The sequence below is a fragment of the Micromonospora sp. 15K316 genome (genome assembly GCF_004348525.1).
Lineage (GTDB): Bacteria > Actinomycetota > Actinomycetes > Mycobacteriales > Micromonosporaceae > Micromonospora.
The window spans coordinates 1-18,507 of sequence record NZ_SMKG01000113.1; the positions used below are offsets into that span (position 1 = coordinate 1).

20 protein-coding genes and 2 pseudogenes are annotated in these 18,507 nt (G+C 73.2%); 17 read left to right on the top strand and 5 right to left on the bottom strand.

Annotation, left to right across the window (positions count from 1 at the left end):
* Window positions 1-66: 66 nt before the first annotated feature.
* Entirely contained in the window at window positions 67-1,311 is a 1,245-nt protein-coding gene (locus tag E1211_RS20310; RefSeq protein ID WP_132350589.1) for an APC family permease, read from the bottom strand.
* Between the two features lie 11 nt (window positions 1,312-1,322).
* Window positions 1,323-2,096, bottom strand: a complete 774-nt coding sequence (locus E1211_RS20315; RefSeq protein WP_132350590.1) for a phosphatase PAP2 family protein — start codon at window positions 2,094-2,096, stop codon at window positions 1,323-1,325.
* Between the two features lie 80 nt (window positions 2,097-2,176).
* Here E1211_RS20315 and E1211_RS20320 point away from each other — a divergent pair, with 80 nt between their 5' ends.
* Window positions 2,177-3,391 carry a DUF4032 domain-containing protein gene (locus E1211_RS20320; RefSeq protein ID WP_132350591.1) on the top strand — a complete coding sequence of 405 codons (1,215 nt, stop codon included), beginning with the start codon at window positions 2,177-2,179 and terminating at the stop codon, window positions 3,389-3,391.
* Window positions 3,392-3,798: 407 nt separating this feature from the next.
* Here the strand turns inward: E1211_RS20320 and nagA are convergent, their stop codons facing one another.
* From nagA to E1211_RS20335, 3 genes are read right to left on the bottom strand one after another with little or no spacing between them, the layout of a single operon-like run.
* Complete coding sequence (gene nagA, locus E1211_RS20325; protein ID WP_132350592.1) at window positions 3,799-4,908, bottom strand: N-acetylglucosamine-6-phosphate deacetylase; 1,110 nt, start codon at window positions 4,906-4,908, stop codon at window positions 3,799-3,801.
* A complete protein-coding gene (locus E1211_RS20330; RefSeq protein WP_132350608.1) occupies window positions 4,905-5,849 on the bottom strand; it encodes an ROK family protein in 945 nt (314 codons plus the stop codon). The genes nagA and E1211_RS20330 overlap by 4 nt, the downstream gene beginning before the upstream one ends.
* 47 nt (window positions 5,850-5,896) lie before the next feature.
* Entirely contained in the window at window positions 5,897-6,826 is a 930-nt protein-coding gene (locus E1211_RS20335) for an SIS domain-containing protein (protein ID WP_132350593.1), read from the bottom strand.
* A gap of 197 nt (window positions 6,827-7,023) precedes the next feature.
* On the opposite strand from E1211_RS20335, the gene E1211_RS20340 reads away from it, so the two are divergent.
* The 16 genes and pseudogenes from E1211_RS20340 to gvpJ (E1211_RS33945) form a co-directional block, all read left to right on the top strand.
* A complete protein-coding gene (locus E1211_RS20340) occupies window positions 7,024-7,809 on the top strand; it encodes a DeoR/GlpR family DNA-binding transcription regulator (RefSeq protein WP_132350609.1) in 786 nt (261 codons plus the stop codon).
* A gap of 241 nt (window positions 7,810-8,050) precedes the next feature.
* Window positions 8,051-8,974, top strand: a complete 924-nt coding sequence (locus tag E1211_RS20345) for an ATP-binding cassette domain-containing protein (protein WP_207915448.1) — start codon at window positions 8,051-8,053, stop codon at window positions 8,972-8,974.
* Window positions 8,971-9,987, top strand: a complete 1,017-nt coding sequence (locus E1211_RS20350; RefSeq protein WP_132350595.1) for an ABC transporter permease subunit — start codon at window positions 8,971-8,973, stop codon at window positions 9,985-9,987. The genes E1211_RS20345 and E1211_RS20350 overlap by 4 nt, the downstream gene beginning before the upstream one ends.
* A 212-nt stretch (window positions 9,988-10,199) precedes the next feature.
* Window positions 10,200-10,739: a DUF3263 domain-containing protein gene (locus E1211_RS20355; protein ID WP_132350596.1), complete on the top strand. Its 540-nt coding sequence runs from the start codon at window positions 10,200-10,202 to the stop codon at window positions 10,737-10,739.
* Window positions 10,740-11,166: 427 nt separating this feature from the next.
* Window positions 11,167-11,829 (top strand): hypothetical protein, encoded by a 663-nt coding sequence (locus E1211_RS20360; RefSeq protein ID WP_132350597.1) that lies wholly within the window; start codon window positions 11,167-11,169, stop codon window positions 11,827-11,829.
* Window positions 11,826-12,218, top strand: a complete 393-nt coding sequence (locus tag E1211_RS20365; RefSeq protein WP_132350598.1) for a phage holin family protein — start codon at window positions 11,826-11,828, stop codon at window positions 12,216-12,218. Before E1211_RS20360 ends, E1211_RS20365 begins: the two co-directional genes overlap by 4 nt.
* A gap of 23 nt (window positions 12,219-12,241) precedes the next feature.
* On the top strand, window positions 12,242-12,958 hold the full coding sequence (locus E1211_RS20370; protein ID WP_165947303.1) for a DUF3618 domain-containing protein: 717 nt from the start codon (window positions 12,242-12,244) through the stop codon (window positions 12,956-12,958).
* Complete coding sequence (locus tag E1211_RS20375) at window positions 12,942-13,835, top strand: hypothetical protein (protein WP_132350600.1); 894 nt, start codon at window positions 12,942-12,944, stop codon at window positions 13,833-13,835. Before E1211_RS20370 ends, E1211_RS20375 begins: the two co-directional genes overlap by 17 nt.
* 102 nt (window positions 13,836-13,937) lie before the next feature.
* Entirely contained in the window at window positions 13,938-14,447 is a 510-nt protein-coding gene (locus tag E1211_RS20380; protein WP_132350601.1) for a GNAT family N-acetyltransferase, read from the top strand.
* 284 nt (window positions 14,448-14,731) lie between these two features.
* Window positions 14,732-15,124 (top strand): hypothetical protein, encoded by a 393-nt coding sequence (locus tag E1211_RS20385; RefSeq protein ID WP_132350602.1) that lies wholly within the window; start codon window positions 14,732-14,734, stop codon window positions 15,122-15,124.
* Window positions 15,121-16,317, top strand: a complete 1,197-nt coding sequence (locus tag E1211_RS20390; RefSeq protein ID WP_243709617.1) for an SRPBCC family protein — start codon at window positions 15,121-15,123, stop codon at window positions 16,315-16,317. The genes E1211_RS20385 and E1211_RS20390 overlap by 4 nt, the downstream gene beginning before the upstream one ends.
* Window positions 16,314-16,529: pseudogene (gene gvpJ, locus E1211_RS33940) on the top strand (gas vesicle protein GvpJ); the annotation flags it as partial. The gene E1211_RS20390 and the pseudogene gvpJ (E1211_RS33940), both read left to right, overlap by 4 nt.
* Before the next feature lie 217 nt (window positions 16,530-16,746).
* Window positions 16,747-17,502, top strand: a complete 756-nt coding sequence (locus tag E1211_RS20400) for a GvpL/GvpF family gas vesicle protein (protein WP_132350604.1) — start codon at window positions 16,747-16,749, stop codon at window positions 17,500-17,502.
* A gap of 3 nt (window positions 17,503-17,505) precedes the next feature.
* Window positions 17,506-17,949, top strand: coding sequence for a gas vesicle protein GvpG (locus tag E1211_RS20405; protein ID WP_132350605.1), 444 nt, complete (start codon window positions 17,506-17,508; stop codon window positions 17,947-17,949).
* A complete protein-coding gene (locus tag E1211_RS20410; RefSeq protein ID WP_132350606.1) occupies window positions 17,906-18,253 on the top strand; it encodes a gas vesicle protein in 348 nt (115 codons plus the stop codon). Before E1211_RS20405 ends, E1211_RS20410 begins: the two co-directional genes overlap by 44 nt.
* Window positions 18,254-18,296: 43 nt before the next feature.
* Window positions 18,297-18,449: pseudogene (gene gvpJ / locus E1211_RS33945) on the top strand (gas vesicle protein GvpJ); the annotation flags it as partial.
* Between the last annotated feature and the right edge of the window lie 58 nt (window positions 18,450-18,507).

Below are 18,507 nucleotides of genomic sequence, written 5' to 3' on the forward strand. Positions count from 1 at the left end.
GCCCCACCCCGCCGAGCCTGAGGTTGCCGCGGACCCGCCCGGCGTGTCCGTGCGACCACCTCACGATCAGCGGGGAGCGGCGGAGGGGCGGAGCGCGTACCAGACGGCGCCGACGGCGAGCACCGCGAAGCCGGCGATGACGCTGGTCGGCGGCAGGTTGACGGCGAGCAGCAGGCAGCCGGCCAGCCCCAGCACGGCGAGCGCCCGGACCGGCAGCCGGCGGCCCGGGTCGCGGCCGAGGGTGAGCGCCGCCGCGTTGGTGATCGCGTAGTAGACGAGCACCGTGCAGCTGGAGAAGCCGATCGCGTGCCGGACGTCGCCGAGCAGCACCACCAGGATCACCACAGCAGCGACCGCCATCTCGGCCCGGTGCGGCACCCGGTGCCGGGTGTGCACGGCGGCGAGCGCGGCCGGCACGTCCCGGCGGCGGGCCATCGCCAACAGGGTGCGACCCACCCCGGCGAGCAGCGAGAGCAGCACGCCGGTGACCGCGACGGTGGCCCCCGCGCGGACCACCCAGGGGAGCCCCGGCAGCCCGGCCGCCGTCACCACGTCGGCCAGGGGCGCGGCGGAGCCGGCCAGCCGGTCCGCCCCCAGCACACCGAGCGCGACGACGGCGAGCACCAGGTAGGTGCCGAGCACGACGCCGAGCGCGATCGGCACCGCCCGGGGGATGGTCCGCTCCGGGTCGCGTACCTCCTCGCCGAGGGTGGCGATCCGGGCGTACCCGGCGAAGGCGAAGAAGAGCAGGCCGGCGGCGGTGAGCACACCTCGACCGGAACCCCCGGGATCGGCCAGCCGGTCCAGCTCGACCGACCCGCCGATCAGGCCGGTGACCGCGACCAGCGTCAGCACCGCGAGCACCAGCCCGACCAGCGCCTTCGTCACGGCCGCGGTCTTGCCGATGCCACGCAGGTTCACCGCGGTCACCGCCAGCACGGCGGCGACGGCGACCAGCCGGGCCTGCCCCGGCCAGAGGTACGCCCCGATGGTCAGCGCCATCGCCGCGCAGCTCGCCGTCTTGCCGACCACGAAACCCCAGCCGGCGACGAACCCGGCGAACGGGCCCAAGCGTTCCCGGCCGTAGACGTACGTGCCGCCGGACTCCGGGTAGCGGGCGGCCAGCCGGGCGGAGCTGGTCGCGTTGCAGAAGGCGATGAAGCCGGCCAGCACCAGGGCGGGCAGCAGCCCGGCGCCGCCGGATGCGGCCGCCGCCGGGCCGAAGACCACGAAGACGCCCGCGCCGAGCATCGACCCCAGGCCGATGAGGACCGCATCGGGTACGCCCAGCCGGCGTTCCAGTTGGCTCACGGCGGGCGAGGCTACGGGCCGGAGGTGAACAACCGGGTGCGCTGCGACCAGGCCAGGCGGCCCGGCAGCGGTACGTCGTCCCACGGCACCCGATGCAACAGCCGGTCCAGGAAGAGGCCGAGCAGCAGCCCGGCCACCGAGTCGGTGAGCCAGTGCCAGCCCAGGTAGGTGGTGGTGCAGAGCACGACAAGCGGGGGGAGCACCCGGATCGCGAGGACGAGCCGGGGTGGGACGGTACGGCCGTAGGTGCGCAGCAGCGGGGCGAGCAGCAGCGCCAGCACGCCGTACCAGACGATCGCGTTGGCCACGTGTCCGGACGGGTACGACTGGGCGAAACGCACCGGCAGGTGCTCCTGGAAGAGTGGCAGGGTCTGCTCGGGCGGCAGGAACGGCTCCTTGATGCTGGCGCTCGGCGCCGGTCGGGCCGTCCACACCTTGAGCGGCCCGATGGTCAGGTAGGTGAGCACGAACGCGACGACCGCCGGCAGGACCGGCCGGATCGAGCGGACCCGGACCGCGACCAGCACCCCGAGCCCGGCCGCGATCAGGGTCAGCGGGGTGCCCTGGCCGAGCAGGTTCAACACCCGGGCCGCCCAGTACGCCGCCGCCGGGCGGTGCTCCTGCGCCCAGTCCGCCACCGTCCGGTCGATGCCGAAGAGCTGGTGGTCGGTGAGCGCGACGGTCAGGCCGACGAGGGCGGCGACCAGCAGTGCGTCGTACCACCAGCCGGCCGGCCGCACCGGTCGCAGCCGCACCGGTTCGCGTACCCCTGCGGTGTTGCGCATCCGAACACGCTACCGGGCGGCGCTGTGGGCCCAACCACGATGGGAAGCGTTGCGGGGACGGACCGGTCACACTTGTCCGCGTGCGGATCACGTCTGCTCTCGTCGACCCGGCGCTGCTCGACCTCCCGTGGTCGACACCGCTGGAGGAGTGGCCTGCCCAGCACCTGGTGGCGCTGCCGCAGGGCATCTCCCGGCACGTCGTTCGTTTTGTCCGGCTCGGTGACTACGTCTACGCGTTCAAGGAGACCCGCGAGCGGATCGCCGAGCGGGAGTACGACCTGCTCCGGGCCCTGGAGCGGATCGACTTCCCGGCGGTGGAGGCGGTGGCGGTCGTCGCGGACCGGCAGAGTGACGACGGCGAACCCCTCGAATCGGTGCTGATCACCCGGCACCTGCAGTTCTCGCTGCCGTACCGGGCGCTCTTCTCGCACACGCTGCGGCCGGAGACGATGAGCCGGCTGCTCGACGCGCTCGCCGCGCTGATCGTGCGGATGCACCTGACCGGCTTCTTCTGGGGCGACTGCTCGCTCTCCAACACCCTGTTCCGCCGGGACGCGGGCGCCTTCGCCGCCTACCTGGTGGACGCGGAGACGGGCGCGCTGCACAACTCCCTCTCCAACGGTCAGCGCGGCGAGGACCTGGAGATCGCCCGGGTGAACATCTTCGGCGAGGCGCTGGACCTGCAGGCGGCCGGGTTGCTGCACGAGTCGATCGACCCGGAGACGGTCTCCGAGGAGGTGGTGCAGCGCTACGAGCGGCTCTGGCACGAGATCACCTACGAGCAGCAGGTCGAGCGGGAGGCGCGGCACGACATCGAGAGCCGGATCCGCCGCCTCAACGAGCTGGGCTTCGACGTCGCCGAGGTGGCCATGTCGACAATCGCCGACGGGCGCTACCTGGTCCGCCCGAAGGTCGTCGACGCCGGCTACCACACCCGCCGGTTGCTGCGGCTCACCGGCCTGGACGCCGAGGAGAACCAGGCCCGCAAGCTCCTGAACGATCTGGACGCCTACCGCGCCGAGAGCGACCTCAGCGACGAGCAGCAGGCCGCGCACCGCTGGCTGACCGAGGTCTTCGAGCCGGTGGTGCGGGCGGTGCCGGCCCACCTGCGGCGAAAGCTGGAACCGCAGGAGCTCTTCACGCAGATCATCGAGCACAAGTGGCTGCTCTCCGAGCGGGCCGGTCGGGACGTCGGCATGGCTCCTGCCGTGCAGTCGTACCTGTCGGACGTGCTCGTGCACCGCCCGGACGAGCAGGCCGTGCTCGGCGTGGAGATCCCCACCGTCACCGGCTGACGGACTCCGGCCGGGGTCCGCGGCCTGCTGCACTTTTGCCGCTGCCCGCTGCCCGCTGCTGTTGCCCGCCGCCGGGCTGCCGGAGCGCGGGTTGCTGGTTCGGCGCTTAGAGCTGATGACGCAGACGTTGATCGACTCGAGTTCCCGGTATGTCGAGGTCTCCCGCCGCAGTGATGCCCCACTTTCAGGTGCCCGGCCGCGGCGTGTGGGGTGGTGCCCGGACGCGATGCCTTGGGCGTGTGTGCGTCGCCATCGGTGGCACCACCGACTGGGTCGACGGCTGCCGAAGCGTGGTGCCCCGGTGTATGTAGTCCTGGGGCGTCGGTGATGACGCGAACGACTCAGCTCTAAAGGTTGTGGGGTGTTGGGTGCCCCGCAGCCCGCAGCCCGCAGCCCGCGGAAGCGGCTCACTCCTGCCAGGAACCGGCCCGCAGCACCCGGACCACGTTGAGGTCGTCGTCGAGCATCACCAGGTCGGCGCGGAGCCCCACCTGGAGGGCGCCGACCTGGTCGCCGAGGCCGATCGCGCGGGCCGGTGTGGTCGCGACCATCCGGGTGGCGTCCGCCATCGGGATGCCGGCGGCGACAGCGTGCCGGAGCGCGGCGTCCATGGTCAGCGTGCTGCCCGCGATCGCGCCGTCGCGGGCGAGCCGGGCCACCCCGTCGGCGACGGTGACCGCCTGACCGCCCAGCTCGTACTCGCCGTCGGGCATACCGGCGGCGGCCATCGCGTCGGTGATCAGCGCGGACCGTTCGGGCCCGGCCACCGAGGAGGCGAAGGTCAGCATGCCGTCGTGCAGGTGCACGCCGTCGGCGACCAGCTCGCACACCACGTTCGGGGCGTCCAGCAGGGCCGTCACCGGGCCGGGCTCGCGGTGGTGCACCGCTCGCATCCCGTTGAACAGGTGGGTGCCGACGCTCGCGCCCGCCGCGATGGCCGCCCGGGTCTCGTCGTACGTGGCGTCGGTGTGCCCCACCGCGGCGACCACCCGGTGCGCGGTGAGCAGCTTCACCGCCTCCAGCGCGCCGTCCCGCTCGGGGGCGAGGGTCATCATCCGGATGGCGGAGCCGCCCAGCTCGACGAGCTCGGCGAGCTCGTCGGTGGACGGGTCACGAAGGTACTCCGGGTTCTGGGCGCCGCACCGGGCCGCCGAGAGGTACGGCCCCTCGAAGTGGATGCCGGCGAGCACGCCCTCCTGTACGAGCGGGCGGAACGCGGCGGTGGCCGACCGCATCAGTTCGAACGGGGAGCTGACCAGGCTGGCCAGCAGCGACGTGGTGCCGTGCCGCAGGTGGAAGGCGGCGGCCTGCCGGGCCTGCCCGGCGTCGCCGGTGGTGAAGGTGTGCCCGCCACCGCCGTGGGTGTGCATGTCCACGAAGCCGGGCAGGATCCAGTGTCCGTCGTGGACCGACGGGTACTCGGCCACCGCGGTGATGCGCTCGCCGTCCCACTCGACGCAGCCCTGCCGGATCACGCCCGCCGGGGTCACCACCTTGCCGCTGACCCGCTGAGTCATGGCGCCTCCATGGTTGTCGGGACGCCACGGCGGGCGTCGAGGGCGAGCAGGGCGGCGCCGAGGCAGCCGGCCTCGTCGCCGAGGGCAGCCGCGACCAGGCGCGGCTGCCGGTGGAAGGTCATCCGCTCGTGCAGCGCCGCCCGGAGCGGGTCGAGCAGCCGCGCGCCGGCCTGCGCCAACCCGCCGCCGACCACGATCGTGGCGACGTCGAAGAGCGCCTGCGCGGTGGCGAGTCCGTCGGCCAACGCCTCGACCGTTTCCCGCCAGACCCGCACCGCGGCGGGTTCACCGGCCGCCGCCCGCTCGCCGACCTCGGCCGCGGTGCCCGGCGTACCGGAGAGTTCCGCGTACCGGCGGGCGACCGCCGAGGCCGAGGCGACGGCCTCCAGGCAGCCGGGCCGGCCGCAGCCGCAGCGCGGACCGCCCGGGCGGACCAGGATGTGCCCGAACTCGCCGGCCGCGCCGTGTGCGCCGAGGCTCGCCGCGCCGTCGACCACGTGCGCCGCCGCGATGCCGGTGCCGATCGCGACGAAGAGGACGTGGCCGGCGCCGCGACCGGCGCCGAGCCGGGCCTCGGCGATGCCACCGGCCCGCACGTCGTGGCCGAGCGTCGCGGGCAGGCCGAGCCGCGCCACCGCCAGGTCCCGCAGCGGTACGTCCCGGAAGCCGACGTTCGCCGACCAGACCGCCACCCCGCGCGCCTCGTCGACCACGCCCGGCACGGCGACGCCGAGCGCGACGGGCGTGAAGCCGTCGGCGCGCGCCTTGCCGGCCAACCCCTCGGCGACGTCCAGGATGGTGTCGACGACCGCCGCCGGGCCGCGTGCCGCCTCCGTCGGGTGCCGTTCGGTGTGCACGGCGACGCCGTCCGGGCGTACCAGGGCGCACTTCATGCCGGTGCCGCCGACGTCGAGTGCGACGACGACGTCACCGGAGGCCACGCCGACCGCCTCGTCGCTCTGCTGGATGGTCCCCTGGCGCTGCTCGCTCACGCGAGCACCACGGACCTGGTGAGGTGTCGGGGCGCGTCCGGGTCGAGGCCGCGGCTGGTGGCGAGGGCGACCGCGAAGCGTTGGGCCAGGATCAGGTCGGCCATCGGATCGACCGGGTTCCGCCCCGCCGACCAGCTGCCGAGCACGGTACGGCAGCCGTGCGTGCGACTGTGCACGAACGCCGCACCGGTCGCCGCGACGTCCTCCGGCAACCCGTCGGGGAGGGCGCCGAACGCCCAGACCAGCCGGCCGGGCGCGGCGATCGAGATCGGGCCGTGCCGGTAGTCCATGGCCGGGTACGCCTCGGCCCAGAAGGTGGCCGCCTCGCGGCACTTCAGGGCGGCCTCCTGGGCGAGGCCGACGGTCCAACCCCGACCGAGGAAGGTGACCTGCCCGATGGTGCTCGGGTCGATCGGCAGCGGGGCCCGGACGGCGACCTCGGCGTCGGCGGCGAGCGCGTCGAGGTTCTCGCCCAGGTGGGCGCGGAGCAGGGCCAGCGCCGTGGTCGCGAACCGGGTCTGCACCACCGAGCGCTCGTCGGCGAACGGCATGAGGATCGAGGCGTCGGCCAGCCGCGCGGCGGGGGAGTCCGGGTCGCCGACGATGACGGTGGTGGGGATCTGCCCGTGGAGCGCGTCGAGCAACTCCACCACCTCGGTGGTGGTGCCGGAGCGGGTGATGCCGATCAGCCGGTCGTAGCGCCGGCCGGTCGGGAACTCCGAAGCCTGGAAGGCGTCCGTCTCGCCCTGACCGGCCTGCTCGCGCAGCGTCGCGTACGCCATGGCCATGAACCACGAGGTGCCGCAACCCACGACGGCGACCCGCTCGCCGGGCGTCGGCAGCTCGGCGCGGGCGCCGGCGGCCAGCTCCGCGGCCCTCCGCCAGCAGTCGGGCTGGCTCGCGATCTCCGCGTCGACGTACGCCATGAGAACTCCTCGCAGGAGGCGGCCGTGCGCAATAGGGCTCGTTAGGCCCCTCTTTCGCGCGTCATTCTGCGCGAAACCGGGTGGCTGTGGCAACCGGTACCCGGATCGAGCAGGTCAATGTTTTGCGCCTGGGTAGTTTCGCGCACTACTGTGCACGCAATCAATCACCGAACGTGCAGTCGCTGGAGGGCCCCGAGGTGGACCGGTACGCCAGATGGAACGCCCTGCTCGAGATGCTGACCGAGGACGGCCGGGTCAGCGTCGAGGAGGCGGCCGAGCGGCTGGACGTCTCCCAGGCAACCATCCGGCGCGACTTCGACCAGCTCGCCCAGCAGCAGATGATCACGCGCACCCGTGGCGGCGCGGTGGCGAACGGGGTCTCGTACGACCTGCCGCTGCGCTACAAGACCGCGAAGCACTCGGCGGAGAAGCAGCGGATCGGGGCGGCCGCGGCGGCGCTGGTCGTGCCCGGCACGGTGGTCGGCCTCAACGGCGGCACCACCAGCACCGAGGTCGCCCGCGCCCTGGCCGTGCGCCCGGACCTGAACACCAACACCGACGGCGCCCAGTTGACAGTGGTGACCAACGCGCTGAACATCGCCAACGAACTGCTGGTCCGCTCCCGGATGAAGGTCGTGGTGGCCGGCGGCGTGGTCCGGCCGAAGTCGTTCGAGCTGGTCGGCCCGCTCGGCGGGGCGCTGCTGCGCGAGGTCACCCTGGACATCGCCCTGCTCGGCGTGGACGCGATCGACCCGCAGCTCGGCGCCGCCGCCCACCACGAGGGCGAGGCGGCGATGAACAGCCTCATGGTGGCCCGGGCCAAGCGGGTGGTGATCATCGCCGACTCGTCCAAGTTGGGCGGTCACGCCTTCGCCCGGATCTGCTCGGTGGACCGGGTGGAGACCCTTGTCACCGACTCCGGCGCCGACCCCGGGGTGGTCGAGGCGTTCCGCGTCGCAGGCGTGCAGGTCGTCTGCGCCTGACCTGCGGCGGGGCCGTCTGTTCGGACCCTCGGCGATGACCGGGCGGCCGCTTCCCGGACCCCCGGTCGGCGCGTCGATGCATACCGCGTATTGCGCGCTGATGCATACCGCGTATGGTGTCCGCTGTCACGCCCACCATCGGGGGAGGTGCAGCTTGCCAGCTGTCCTGGAGATCGAAGGTCTACGGAAGACCTACAAGAGCCGTCGGCGCGGTACCCGCAACGCGCTGGACGGTTTCGACATGCGGGTGGAGGCCGGGCAGGTGCACGGCTTTCTCGGCCCGAACGGGTCGGGCAAGACCACGACCCTGCGTACGCTGCTCGGTCTGATCCGGCCCGACGGTGGACGGATGTCCATCCTCGGCCACGAGGTGCCCGAGGCCCTGCCGGTCGTCGCCGGGCAGGTCGGCGCGATCGTGGAGAGCCCACAGTTCTTCCCGCACTTCACCGCCCGGGACACGCTCTCCCTGCTGGCCTCCGCCGGTGAGGTGCCGGCGAGCCGGATCGACGAGGTGCTGGAGCTGGTCGGGCTCCGCGACCGGGCCGGCGAGCGGGTCAAGACCTACTCGCTCGGCATGAAGCAGCGCCTCGCGGTCGCCTCCGCCCTGCTCAAGAACCCGAAGCTGCTGATCCTGGACGAGCCGGCCAACGGCCTCGACCCGGGCGGCATCCGGGAGATGCGTACGCTCACCCGCAACCTGGCCGAATCCGGCATGACGGTGCTGCTCTCCAGCCACATCCTCGGCGAGATCCAGCTGATCTGCGACTCGGTCACCATCATCTCGCTCGGCCGCCGGGTCGCCTTCGGGCCGGTCGACGAGGTGCTGGCGCAGCACTCCTCCGGGGCGGTACGGGTACGCCTGGAGGCCACGGCCGACCTGCCGGCCGCCGCCGACGCGCTCACCCGCTCCGGGATCCGGGTCAGCGGGCAGGCCGACCACCTGATGCTCGCCGGTGTCGACAAGCCGGCCACGGTGACCCGGCTCCTCGCCGAGCAGGGCCTCTACGTCAGCGAACTGTCGCCGGTCACCGTCGACCTGGAGAGCGTCTTCCTCGAACTGACCGCCACCGCACCCGTTCCGGGTCAGCACCGGCAGGTCGACCAGTCCTTGAAGGTCGGTGGGTCGGAGCAGTCCGAGGCCACCGGAGGGGGGTGGGGGGCGTGAGCCTCTACCGTACGGAGTTGCGCCGGCTGACCAAGCGGCGGTTCACCCGCTACATGACGCTGCTCGGCCTGCTGGTGCTCGTCGCCGTGGTGCTCGGGACGTTCTTCACCAACCAGAAGCTCGACGCCGACGCCGTGGCCGGAGCCGAGCGTCAGGCCGACCAGCAGTACGAACAGCAGGTCCGCTGGAGCGAGCAGGAGCGGGCTGCCTGCGAGGCCGCCAAGGCCGCCGGCACGCCGAACGACGGCCGCTACCCCGACGACTGCTCGGTGATCAGTGCGCCTCCCCGGGAGGCGATCGAGGCCTCGTGGTTCCTGCCGTCGACGTTCAACTTCCGCGAGACGTTCCCCGAGACGCTGATTCCGTTCGCGGCGATCCTGGCCCTGGTCGGCTTCGTGATCGGCGCGTCCTTCGTCGGTGCCGAATGGAGCAGCGGCGGCATGATGAACCTCCTGCTGTGGCGCCCCAAGCGGCTGACCGTACTGCTGACCAAGCTCGCGGCGCTGCTCACCGGGATGCTCGCGGTGACGCTGCCCGCCGCGGTGGCGTGGTTCGCCGGGTTCTGGCTGGTCGCCACGTTCCGCGGCAGTACCGAGAAGGTGACCAGCGGGGTGTGGCAGTCGCTCGCCCTGACCGGGGTACGCGCCGTGGTGCTGGTGCTGGTCGTCACCACTGTGGGCTTCGCCCTGGCCTCGCTGGGACGGCACACCGCCATGGCCCTCGGCGGCGTCGTCGCGGTGGCGGTGGTCGGCCAGTTCGGGCTGGGCATCATGCTCGAGATGGCGAACGTCCGGTTCATGGAGATGTGGCTGCTGCCGACGTACGCGCTCGCCTGGATGCAGAAGAAGGTGACCCTGCAGGACTGGGACTCGTGCAACGCCACGGTCTTCGGGGAGTGCAAGCCCGAGACGTTCGACATCACCTGGCAGCAGTCGTCGGTGCTGCTGGGGGTGGGCGTCGTGGTGGTCCTCGGGGCGGCGCTCTGGGCGATGCGCCGGCGCGACATCTCCTGATTCCGCGCCGCGGCTGCGACGTCGGTTCCTGACGTCGTCCGTCGAGCGACGGCTGGGCCGTCCATCGGGGAGACCCGGTGGGCGGCCCTCGTCGATGCCGCAACCACTGCCCCGAATGCCGCGGTGACGCCGGATGCGACAGGCGTCCGCCCTGGTTAGGCTGGTGTCCCCGGTCGGCGTCGCCGTGCCGGCCCGTCCGACCGAGGAGCGCCATGCAGCCTGCCGACGCCGCCCCGGCCGCCGCCGAGCCGCCCACGAACGCTCCCGCGGACTCCGCCGGCGCTGCGCGGACCCCCGCTCCCCGCGCAGCTGAGCAGGTGGCCGACCGGCCGCACGACGCGGCGTCGCGAGCGACGTCCCGGCCCGTGCCGCCGCCCCGGCCCGCGCCCGCCGTGGAGGCCGTCCCCGGCGAGGTCGTCGGGGTCGTCGAGGCGGACGGCGCGGACGTGGCGGCGGTGTCCGCGACGGAGCCGGCAGCGGCGGACACCACGGGTCGGCCGGCGGACGCGGCCCGGGTGCAGGCCGGGCTCACCGAGCGCGAGCAGGCGATTCTCGCGTTCGAGCAGCAGTGGTGGCGGCACGCCGGGGCGAAGGAGCAGGCCATCCGCGACGTCTTCGGCCTCTCGGCGACCCGTTACTACCAGCTGCTCAACGGACTGCTCGACAACCCGGCCGCGCTCGCCGCCGAGCCGGTGCTCATCGGCCGGCTGCGCCGCCTGCGCTCCTCCCGCGCCCGCAACCGCCGCCGTTGACCCGGGCCGCCGCTGCCTCGTGCCGCCGCTGACACGGGCTGCCTCTGCCCGGGCCGCCACCGCCGAGGTCCATGGCCGCGCCCGGTGGATGCCGACTCGTCCTGGCTGTCGCGGCTCGACCGGGTCGGCCCACGACGCCCCCGGGATCCCGACCGCGCCGGGAGCACCGCGTGGGGCCGACGTCCGGTGTCGCCCGTCGCGGGATCCGCCCGACCGGGCACCTCCGGTCACCCCGTCGGGGATGGCCCCGCTCGTCCGATCGTGCCCGCCGATCGCCCGGCCCGACGAGCCCGCCGGGTCTGGCCGATTCCCCGGACCCTCCCGGCCGCTCGCCGGCCGCCGACCAACGAATGTCGCCGGACCCGGCGGGTAGGCCGCAGACGTCCCGGGTCCCACCGTGGCCGGGGGCAGAGGAAGGGAGCGTGTGATGACGGCGATCAACAAGAGCAGACCGCCGGACAGCACCACCGAGCAGGCCCGCCAGCAGGCCTCCCGGGTCGGGCATCAGACCGCGCAGGCCGGCGGCCAGGTCGGTCACGCCATGGCCGAACAGGGCCGGGAAGTGAGCGCGCAGGCGCGTCAGCAGGTGCGGAACCTGACCGGCGAGGCCGGCTCGCAGCTGCGTGACCAGGCCGAGTCGCAGAAGCACCGGGCCGCCGAAGGGTTGCGCGGCCTCGGGCGCGACCTCGACTCGATGGCGCAGGGAAGCGAGTCCCAGCTCGCCGGTGAGGCCGTCCGCCGGGCGGCCGACGTGGCGCAGCGGGCAGCCGGGTGGCTCGACGAGAACGAGCCTGCCGACCTGCTGCACGACGTGCGCGGGTACGCCCGCCGGCACCCCGGCGCGTTCCTGGCCGGCACGGCTGTGGCCGGACTGCTGTTCGGCCGGTTCGTCCGGAACATGAGTTCGTCGGGCAACGGCCGGCGCTCCGGTGACCAGATGGGTCGCCGGGCGGAGACCGGCCCGTACGAGCAGCAGGTCAGGGCGCCGTACGAGCCGGCGGGTCCGTACGCCGGTATGTCGCGGGCACAGAACATTTCGCCCGACGGCCGGCGTCAGGACCCCGGGATCTCCGGCGGGGTGGCACCGTGAGCGCCCCGGTGACGGAGCGCACCCAGTCGGTCGGCGACCTGCTGGGTGACGTGACCCGTGACATGTCGACCCTGTTCCGGCAGGAGGTGGAGCTCGCCAAGGCGGAGCTGCGCGAGGAGGCCACCCAGGCCGGTAAGGCCGGGGGCATGTTCGGTGGAGCGGCGCTGGCCGGCTTCCTGACGGTGCTGTTCCTCTCGTACGCGGCCTGGTGGGGTCTGTCCAATGTGATGGACCAGGGCTGGGCCGCGCTGATCGTGGCGGCGTTCTGGGCGGTGGTCACCGCCATCACGCTCGCCCTGGGGCGGTCGAAGCTGCGCCAGATCGGTGGGCTGTTGCCACGGACGCAGCAGACCGCGCGGCAGGTGCCGGACGCGCTGCGCGGCCGGTGACCCCGGCCGGGAGGGAGTAGATGATGTCGACCGATGCGGATCGGATCCGACAGCAGATCGAGTACACCCGGCGAGATCTGAGTGACAACATCGACGCGCTGGCCGATAAGGTCAGCCCGCGCCGGATCGCGGGCGACCGCGTCGGGGAAGCGCGTGGTGCGCTCACCCGGATGAAGGAGAAGGTGATGGGTACCTCGGCACACATGGGGGACGCCGCCGGATCGCGGATGTCGTCCGCCGCCGGCAATGTCCAGCACATGGGCCAGCAGGCCGGACAGCGGATGTCGTCCGCCGCCGACTCGGCCCAGCACATGGGCCAGCAGGCCGGGCACCGGATGTCCTCCGCCGCCGGTTCGGTGCGGGACGAGGCACGCTCCGTCGGGCAGCAGTCCCGTGAGCAGATGCACGGCAACCCGCTGGCGGCCGGCCTGATCGCCTTCGGCGCCGGCCTGCTGGTGTCCGCTCTGCTACCGGCGAGCCGTCGCGAACGGCAGTTGGCCGGGCAGGCCCGGGGCATGGTCAGCCAGCAGATCGGCCAGCACTCGGGCGAGCTGCGTGAGCAGGCCGGTCAGTTCGGGCACGGGTTCCGCGACAGCATGCGGCAGCCGGCCCGGCAGGCGGCGCAGTCCGTCGGCTCCACCGCCATCAAGGGTGCGGCCGCCATCCGGGAGCAGGGCCGGTCGGCCGCCCACCAGATGCGTGGGCAGGCGCACGAGGCCGCCGGTGAGTTCCGCCGTTGAGCCGGTGCGGGCGGTGGGGCGGGCTCCGCTGATGCGGGTCCGCTCCGCCTCCGCTCCAGCCCCCGGACGGCAGGTGAACGAGGACGTCGTGTTCCGGTTCGGAGCGCTGGTCGGCGTCCTCGACGGCGCGACCGTCCCGGAGGGCTTCGACACCGGCTGCGTACACGGGCCGGAGTGGTATGTCCGGCACCTGGCCGCCCGGATCGGGCTGGCCGAGGCGGCCCGCCCGACGGCGTCGTTGATGAGCAATCTCGCCGCGGCCATCCTCGCGGTGCGCGCGGACCACGGCGACGCCTGCGACCTGGACCATCCGGGCACCCCGTCCAGCACCGTCTGCCTGCTCCGGGAGGGCGGTGACCAGGTGGACTACCTGGTGCTCTGCGACAGCCCGCTGGTGCTGGAGGCAGGTGGCCGGGTCAGCGTCGTCTCCGACGACCGGCTGGATCGGGCGATGGCCGAGCTCCGGGAGGCCGTCGCCGCGGTGCCGGCGGGGGCGATGGCGGACCCGCTGACCCGGTTCCGGCACGCGGTCGGCCTCCAGCGGGAACGCATGAACAAGACGCACGGCTACTGGGTGGCCGCCGCCGACCCGGACGCGGCGTTCCACGCGGTGACCGGCACGGTGCCCCTGCACGGGCCGGGCGCCCTGCGGCGGGCCGCGTTGCTCAGTGACGGAGCGTCCAGCGCGGTGGAGCAGTTCGGCCTCGTCGACTGGGCCGGGCTGCTCGATCTGGTGACCACGGCGGGGCCGGGCGCGTTGATCGAACAGGTCCGGGCCGCCGAGCGGGACCTCGCCGACCGGCTACGCCGGCACAAGCGGGTCGACGACGCATCCGTGGTGCTCTGCGAGTTCGGCCCGGACCATAGCGGAGCGTGAAGCACGCGCGATGCCATCCGACCGGCCGGTCCCTCTCGACGGACCGTCAGTAGCGCCCCGACGGGGTGGACTTCTGCCGGTGAGCGCGGCAAACTGCGCGACGTGACGGGTGCGGTCCGGTTGGAGCCGATGAGCGAATGGAACCTCGAGCCGTTGCTCTCCGTAGCGGCGGCCGAGGCGGAGCCGGGCGAGGTGATGCCGCCGGTCGCGGCGCCGGCGGGCTGGTCGCACGCGCGCCGGGAGGCCTTCCGCGAGTTCCACCGCGCCAGCTTCGCCGGGCTCGGCGGCCCGACCCGCACCCAGATGTACGCGATCCTGGCGGGCGGTGAGGTGGTCGGGATGGTCCGGATGACCCGCCGCGACGAGCCCGGCACGGTCGAGACCGGTATGTGGCTGGGGCGGTCGGCGCGCGGCCAGGGCCTCGGCGGGGCGGCTCTGCGGGAATTGCTCAACGAGGCTGCCGCGGCTGGCATGCGTACCGTCGTCGCGGAGACGACTCCGGACAACACGCAGGCTCTCCAAGTGCTCGGGAAATCCGGTGCAAAACTGCGTGCGAACGGCGACAAGGTGTACGCCGAAATCTCCCTCGATGCCACGCCGCCGGCTCTCTGACACCATTCTCGCGGTAGCTGTAGCGATGCCCACTTCTCGTATTTGAACTGCTCGTACGCGCCCTGAAGTCCGTTTTGACGGTTCATCGCACCGCCTTCGTAATTCAATTCCCCGGACCCGCGACGAAATTGCGTCTGCGGTTTCGCTTTCTGACCCTGGGGTACTGCCCGCCGGGTCCGCTAATACGGGACACCTGACGGAGAGTCCCGGCCACGTCGATCAGCGGGCCCCTTTCGGCCCCGACGGCAGCAGGCGTCCGAACAGCGGGGAGCGAAGGAGAATTGATGAACAGAGGAGCAGGAATCGGACTCGCGGTCGGCCTCGGCTATCTGATCGGTCGGCGCCGCAAACTTCGTACCGCGCTCGCCCTGGCCGCCGCCGTCGCGGCGGGGAGGGCGAGCATGCACCCGGGCGGGTTGTGGAAACGGGGCGCGGACCTGTTGAGCTCCTCACCCCACCTGGGCAACCTCGGCCGTCTCGGCGGCCCGCTGGCGATGGCCGGCAAGGCGGCGGCCACCGCCGCCGCCGGCAGCGGAGTCGACGCGCTCAGCGGCAAGCTGCACAGCTCGGCCGACGCGCTGCGCCGCCGCACCGCCTCGATCACGGGTCAGGCGTCGGGTGACTCCGAGTCGTCGGCGGACGGGGCCGAGCCCGCCGGCCAGCGGCGGGGGCGATGAGCATGGCACCGAACCCGAGCAGTGGTGGGTTGGGCGACAAGGTCCGCGGCCAGCTCGCCGACGAGGTGCGGAACCTGGCCGAAGCGCTCGGTGAACGGGCCGCCCACGCGGTGACCGAGAAGGTCACCGGCGCGACACACCGGCTCAGCGAGTACGCCAAGCAGGGCGGCGGCCCCGGCCTGATCGCGGCCGCCACCGGCGCGCAGCGGATGGCCGAGGGTGACTCCCCGATGAAAGCGATGATCCACGCCGGGGTGGCCGGTGGTAAGGAGAAGGTGATGTCGGCGCTCGGCCGACGCAAGGAGCGTACGGGCGGCGGCGCCCGCAAGATCAAGGTGACGAACATCGTCGAGACGGTCGAGGTCGGCGTGCCGGCCCGCGTCGCGTACGACCAGTGGACCCGGTTCGGCGACTTCCCGAGCTTCATGAAGAAGGTCGAGAACATCGACACGGAGTCCGACGAGAAGCTCAGGTGGAAGGCGCAGGTCTTCTGGTCGCACCGGACGTGGGAGTCGACGATCGTCCGGCAGATCCCGGACCGGCTCATCCACTGGCGCTCGAAGGGCGAGAAGGGTTCGGTCGACGGCACCGTCAGCTTCCACGAGCTCACCCCGGACCTGACCCGCATCCTGGTCGTGCTCGAGTACCACCCCCAGGGGCTCTTCGAGCACACCGGGAACCTGTGGCGTGCCCAGGGGCGGCGCGTACGGCTGGAGCTGAAGCACTTCGTCCGGCACGTGATGACGCGGACCGTCCTCGACCCCGACTCGGTGGCCGGTTGGCGGGGCGAGATCGAGGACTCGCGGGTGGTCAAGGACCACGAGACGGCTGTACGCGAGGAGCAGGAGCGCGAGCGGCCGGAGCCGGAGGGGCAGGAGCAGCCGGACGAGGAGCGCCCCGAGGAGGAACCGCGCCCCACCCGCTCCGCCGCGGGCACGCGCCGCCGGCCGGCGCGCCGTCGCCCGGCCGACGAGGAGTACGACGAGTACGAGGACGAGTACGACGAGGACCGCGAGGAGTACGAGGAGGAGCCCGAGGAGCCGCGACCGGTGCGCCGGCGCGCGCCCGAGCGGGCACGCCGCGCGCGCCCGTCCGAGGAGCGGGAATCCGCCGAGGAACCCCGGCCCCGCCGCGCGCCCGCGCCTCCGCGCCGCCCCGCGGTCCGCCGTCGAAGGGAGGTGTCGGACGAATGACCGTCGCGACGACTGACGGACAGGCCGGCAGCGCGTTGGAGCGCAGCGGATCGTCGTCCAGCCTGGCGGACGTGGTGGAGACCGTGCTCGACAAGGGCGTGGTGATCGACGCCCAGATCTCCGTGGCCGTGGTCGGCATCCAACTGCTGGAGATCAACGCCCGGGTGGTGGTGGCGAGCGTCGAGACGTACCTGCGGTTCGCGCAGGCAGTGGATCGGCTCGACATCACCCCGCGAAACCAGAAGGGGCTGCCCGACCTGGTCGAGGGGGCATCCGGTGCGGTCGGCGCCGGCAAGGCGGCCGCCGGCCTCGGCAAGACGGTGGGGGCGATCGGCGGAGCGGTCCGCGACGCGGTCGGCGAGCTCGGCTCGGACGGGGATCGCGACCGCGCACGGCCCCGGCGCCGCCGCCGGAACGAGGAGTACGACGATGAGTGAGCAGGACGGCCTCTTCCTCTACGGCATCGTGCCGTCCGACGTGGAGCCGACGCCGGGCACCCCGGGAGTCGGTGACCCGCCGGGCGAGGTGACAGTGGTGCGGCAGGGCCCGGTGGCCGCGCTGGTGAGCGAGGTGACGCCGGACGCGGCGGTCGGCCGGCCGGCCGACCTCACGACGTACCAGATGCTGCTCGACGGCACCGCCGCGGTGGCTCCGGTGCTGCCGGTCCGGTTCGGCACGGTGGTCGCCGGGCCGGGCGCGGTGCGCGAACTGCTCGACGCGCAGGGCGACCGTTTCGCCGCGGAGCTCGACGAGCTCGAGGGGCGGGTCCAGTACGTCGTGCACGGCCGCTACGACGAACCGGAGCTGATCCGGCGCGTGCTGGACGACAACCCCGCCGCCGCCACCCTGGCCGACCAGGTGCGTGGGCAGCCGGAGGGGGTGACCCGGGAGCAGCGGATCCGGCTCGGCGAGTACATCAGCAGGGCGGTGGAGCTGCGGCGGGACGCCGAGAGCCGGGAACTGCTCGACGCGCTGGCGCCGCTGGCGGTGTCGGGCGCCCACCGGCCGCCGAGCCACGAGCTGGACGCGGCGAACGTCGCCTTCCTGGTCGACGCCGACCGGGAGGACGAGTTCGTCGACGCCGTCGAGGAGTTCGCCGAGCAGCGGCGGGGCCTGGTCCGGATGCGGCTGCTCGGGCCGCTCGCCCCGTACGACTTCACCAGCGCGGATCGGGTGGCGAGGTGAGGCGTGGACATCCTCTGGACGCTGCTCACCCTGCCGTACGCCCCGATGCGTGGCCTGACCGCCGTGGTGAGGGTGATCGCCCGGGAGGCGGAGGCGCAGCAGTACCACCCGGCCAACATCCGGCGGGAGCTGGAGGAGCTGGACGCGGCCGTGGCCGCCGGTGAGCTCTCCCCCGCCGACCGGGACCTGCGACAGCAGCAGGTCCTGGAGCGGCTGACCGGCCGCACCTCCGCGGCGCCCCTTCCCGGCCGGCGCACCTCCGCGCCGGCCGGGCGGGCGGGCGGCACCTCGCGCGCCGCGCCCGTCGTGCGACGGACCCGGCAGGGCGGCCCCCGGCCGGGAGCCGAGCGGACCCGGCGGACGGAGGGGCAGCGGCGGCGAGACGGCGGAGGAGGTGTACGCGATGGAGCGGATCCGCGGCGACGGCGACCGAACCCGCCGGCGTGAACCGGAACCGGAGGACGAGTGGACCGACGACGAGGAGTACGTCGAGCCGCTGTCGGCCGCTGAGGCCGCCCGTGAGGGGCTGCGGCAGATCGTGGCGTTGACCAGCCGGGAACCGGTGGGGACCACGTCGCTGAAGGCGGTGCGGGACGGCTGGCTGGTCGGGGTGGAGGTGATCGAGGACCGCCGGATCCCGGCGTCGACGGATCTGCTCGGCCTCTACGAGGTGGAGCTCGACATCGACGGCGCCCTGCTCGGCTACCGCCGGGTGCGGCGCTACCAGCGGGGGAAGGGCGAGGTGGGCTGAGATGACCAGTACGCCGTCCGTGGTGCAGAACTCCGGTCAGGTCCTGCCGGCCGGGCACGAGCCGGCCAACCTCGGCGACATCCTGGAGCGGGTCCTCGACCGGGGCATCGTGATCGCCGGCGACATCCGGGTGAGCCTGCTCGACATCGAGTTGCTGACCCTGAAGCTACGGCTCGTCATCGCCTCGGTGGACACCGCGCGCCAGATCGGCATCGACTGGTGGGAGCACGACCCCTGGCTCAGCTCCCGGGCCC